3 protein-coding genes are annotated in these 4,320 nt (G+C 36.6%); all 3 read left to right on the top strand.

What is annotated here, in order from left to right:
- The first annotated feature begins 258 nt into the window (after window positions 1–258).
- The 3 genes from ABFR62_13265 (at window position 259) to trxB (ending at window position 4,171) form a co-directional block, all read left to right on the top strand.
- Window positions 259–2,037: a 1-deoxy-D-xylulose-5-phosphate synthase gene (locus tag ABFR62_13265; protein ID MEN8139389.1), complete on the top strand. Its 1,779-nt coding sequence runs from the start codon at window positions 259–261 to the stop codon at window positions 2,035–2,037.
- Window positions 2,038–2,070: 33 nt separating this feature from the next.
- A complete protein-coding gene (locus ABFR62_13260; GenBank protein MEN8139388.1) occupies window positions 2,071–3,018 on the top strand; it encodes a DUF3078 domain-containing protein in 948 nt (315 codons plus the stop codon).
- A 139-nt stretch (window positions 3,019–3,157) separates the two neighbouring features.
- Window positions 3,158–4,171, top strand: coding sequence for a thioredoxin-disulfide reductase (trxB, locus tag ABFR62_13255; GenBank protein ID MEN8139387.1), 1,014 nt, complete (start codon window positions 3,158–3,160; stop codon window positions 4,169–4,171).
- The last annotated feature ends 149 nt before the right edge of the window (window positions 4,172–4,320 follow it).

Here is a 4,320-nt window from a genome sequence, read left to right as displayed (position 1 = left end):
TTTTTTGATGTTTTCAACACAATGTAGAGGGATGCGTAGCAATCCCTCACGCTTTGAATAAATAGAAAAAAAGGGAAATTCATTTTTCTTTTTTGATGTTTTCAACACAATGTAGAGGGATGCGCAGCAATCCCTCACGCTTTGAATAAAATATCAGGTTTCTGAGCGGAGCCGAATAACCCTCATGCAAAATGAATACATTTAATAAAAAGATATCTACATTTCCTTACCTTTGATTCGTAAAAAAAATAGAAATAAATGTCCTTACTGGAAAATATTGAATCACCCCTCGATATAAAAAAACTTTCTGTAAATGAACTTGGCTCTTTGGCAAAAGAACTTAGAGATTTTATACTTCACCAGGTGTCAGCCAAGGAGGGGCATTTAGGGGCAAGTTTAGGAGTGGTTGAACTTACTTTAGCCTTACATTATATTTTCGATACTCCAAATGATAAACTGGTATGGGATGTTGGTCATCAGGCTTATGTTCATAAATTAATCACAGGAAGGAGAAAAGATTTTCATACCAACCGTCAAAAAGGAGGAGTTAGCGGATTTCCTAAAATGAGCGAGAGTAAATATGATGCATTCGGAACAGGACATTCTTCAACATCCATTTCTGCTGTTTTAGGAATGGCTATTGCCTCTAAAATCAAAGGAGAAATACGAAAACATATAGCCGTAATTGGTGATGCTTCAATCGCCTCAGGGATGGCTTTTGAAGGATTAAATCATGCAGGAGTAGCGGGTGCCGACATCCTTGTTGTTCTAAATGATAACGCCATGGCTATCGATCCTAATGTTGGAGCTCTTAAGGATTATTTGGCCTCTGTAAAGAAAGATGGCTGTGAGTCGAAGAATATATTTGAAGCTTTAAATTTTAAATACTTTGGTCCGGTTGACGGTCATAATTTAGAAGATCTTATCCATGTGTTAAATGAGCTTAAAGGACATGATGGACCTAAATTTCTTCATGTAGTAACAACAAAGGGAAAAGGTTATAAAAAGGCGGAAGAAGATCAGGTTAGGTTTCATGCGCCGGGTAAGTTTGATTTAGAAACGGGTCTTCCTTTGAAAGAGGGCTCAGGCGGTTTACCTTTAAGGTATCAGGATGTTTTTGGAGAAACAATTGTAGAATTAGCCGACAAGGATAAAGATATAGTTGGAATAACTCCGGCAATGCCCAGCGGGAGTTCATTAAAGTATATGATGGATAAATATCCGGAAAGGGCTTTTGATGTTGGAATAGCCGAACAGCATGCGGTTACTTTAGCTGCAGGAATGGCTACTCGGGGGATGAAGCCTGTTGTGGTAATTTATTCTACATTTTTGCAAAGAGCCTATGATCAGGTAGTTCATGATGTTGCAATTCAAAACCTGCCCGTAGTGTTTTGTATCGATCGCGGAGGAGTAGTTGGCGAAGATGGGGCTACTCATCATGGTACTTTAGATATGGCCTGGTTGCGTACTATTCCAAACATGGTGGTTTCGGCCCCTATGAACGAAAATGATCTGCGAAACCTGATGTTTACAGCAGTGAATTCCGGAAGGCCTTTTTCTATCAGGTATCCAAGAGGAAATGGTGTACTTGAACAATGGAGGAATAATCCAAAAAAAATAGAAATAGGTAAAGGGGAAATAATCAGGAAAGGAACTGAAATTGCAGTAGTTTCGATAGGACATCCCGGTAATTTTGTTTCAGATGCGATAAGTTTACTGGATGCGGAATTACAGGAAAAAACAGGGCATTTTAATATGCTGTTTGTAAAGCCATTGGATGAAGAGTTGCTGTCGGGAATATTTGATGATTATAGAACTGTACTAACTGTGGAAGATGGAGTGAAATCCGGAGGATTTGGTAGTGCTGTTATTGAATGGGCGAATGAAAATTCCAGGAAAAACAGAATAATTTCACTTGCAGCCGATGATTATTTTATTGATCATGGAAAACCTTTGGAGCTTCATGAAGAAATGGGAATTTCGGTTAATAAGATAAAAGAAAAATTGATTGAAATTTTTAATAAATCACTAAATTAATAACTTTGCTACCCTCATAATCACCCTTTTTTAATGAAAAAATATATAGTCCTAATATTTTTCTTGTTTCAAGCGTTGTATGCTAATGCTCAGATTATCGTTGATTCTACAGTAGTTGATTTCCTGTCTAAATATCCTAAAGTTAAAATTGTTCCTATAGCACGCGATACTACTTATTGGAAATCTGATACAAAGGCGGAGGCATTGTTTAGTGAAAATTATTATAGTAACTGGAATGCCGGGGGGGACAATATTGTTACTGCGCTTTTAAGATTTGATTGGCATGCCATTTATAATAAGGAAAATATTAAATGGGATAATATTCTGAAGGTTGAGTATGGAATGAACCGTCAGGAAGAAAAGGATGGACGAAAGACAAGTGACCTTATAGAGTATACAGGAACTTTTGGTTATAGAGTAGTGGAAAAATGGTATGCTACAACCCAGCTGCGATTCAATACACAGTTTTCTAATGGATATGATTATCGCGACGATGGAGATCATATATTAAAATCAGCCTTCTTTTCTCCTGCAAAAATATTTGTGGGGGTTGGAGCAAAATATACAAGAAATGATGATTTCTATTTTTATATTTCACCATTTACAGAGAATACAACCTTTGTTTTTAATGATCAATTAGCTATAAAAGGTGATATAAATAGAAATAAAGAGAGAGTGTATCATAAAATTGGGCCTTGGATAGATGTGTTTTGGAAGTATAACTTCTATAAGAACTATTCATTACTAAATAAACTATCAGTTTATTCCGATTATGTACACGATTTTGGGAGTATAGATTATTTAGACTGGCAACTTGATCTCTCAATGCCACTTCACAAATATTTTACAGTTAATTTTGGTTTTCATGTAAAATACGAGAAAGATGTTTTATTTAATATAGAAGAAAGTGCAACAGGTGAAAAAGAAAGAAGAATTCAGGTGAGACAAATTCTGGGTATTGGATTGATGTATGAGTTCTAAGAAGAGATAGTGTTTTTTTTGTCTATTTATCAGTCATAATATTATTTGTAACTTATATTACACAGATGTAACGTGTAAATATTGTATTTTTGCAGCCGTTAAAATTATAGATTATAAAAAACGCAATTATTATAAAGATATGAGTGATTCAGTAAAACAATTCAATTTCGGAGGAGTGTCAACTGATGAATCAGCAAGTAAGGAGAATGTTGAGACTTCTGTAGAAAGAGTAAAAGTTCTTATTGTTGGTTCCGGGCCTGCCGGTTATACTGCGGGTATTTATTCTTCAAGGGCAGATCTAAAGCCTGTTTTGTATACAGGTATGGAAATGGGAGGACAGTTAACTACAACTACAGATGTTGAAAACTTTCCGGGCTATCCCGAAGGAATTGATGGTCCTACAATGATGGAAGATATCAAGAAGCAGGCAGAGCGTTTTGGTACTGATATTCGTTTTGGAAGAGTAGTAAAAGCTGATTTGGCTACAGAAAAAGGAGGATTACATAAGTTAGAGGTTGAAGGTGGAAAGATAATAGAAGCTGAAACTGTAATTATATCTACCGGAGCTTCTGCTAAATATTTAGGATTGGAATCTGAGACTCGTTTGAGAGGGTTTGGGATATCTGCCTGTGCTACTTGCGACGGTTTCTTTTACAAAGGGAAAGATGTTGCTGTAGTAGGTGGTGGTGATACTGCTGCCGAAGAAGCTACTTATCTGGCTAAACTTTGTAATAAAGTAACTTTGGTAGTGCGTAGAGATGAGCTTCGTGCTTCGAAGGTTATGCAAAATAGAGTTTTAAACACTCCGAATATCGAAGTTAAATGGAATTCCCAGATCGAAGAGTTTCTTGGAGAAAATGGAGTAGAAGGAATTCGCCTGGTAAAAAAATCAGGAGAAAAAGAAGAAGTTAAGCTAGATGGCGTATTTATAGCTATCGGCCATAAGCCAAACTCTGATTTTGTTAAAGGTCAGGTTGATATGGATGAAACAGGATTTATTATAACAGGAGAAGGTCAAAAAACTAATCTGCCGGGTGTTTTTGCTGCAGGAGATGTTCAGGACAGTAAATACCGTCAGGGAATTACAGCTGCAGGAACAGGAGCGATGGCTGCAATCGATGCGGAGCATTATTTAGCGTCATTGGAAGACTAAGAGAATTAAATATTATATAAAAAAGGTTGCTTCATTTTTATGAAGCAACCTTTTTTATTATTTACCAACGTAACTTTAATACGTCATCTCGAGGCGTAAGTTTTTTTTCAAAAACTCCAACCCGCCTGACCGGATGGGCAGGTGAGTCG

The sequence above is a fragment of the Bacteroidota bacterium genome, from assembly GCA_039714315.1.
Taxonomy (GTDB): Bacteria; Bacteroidota; Bacteroidia; order Flavobacteriales; family JADGDT01; genus JADGDT01.
Note: the sequence above shows the minus strand (reverse complement) of the source record. Positions and strands in the feature narration are given on the sequence as shown.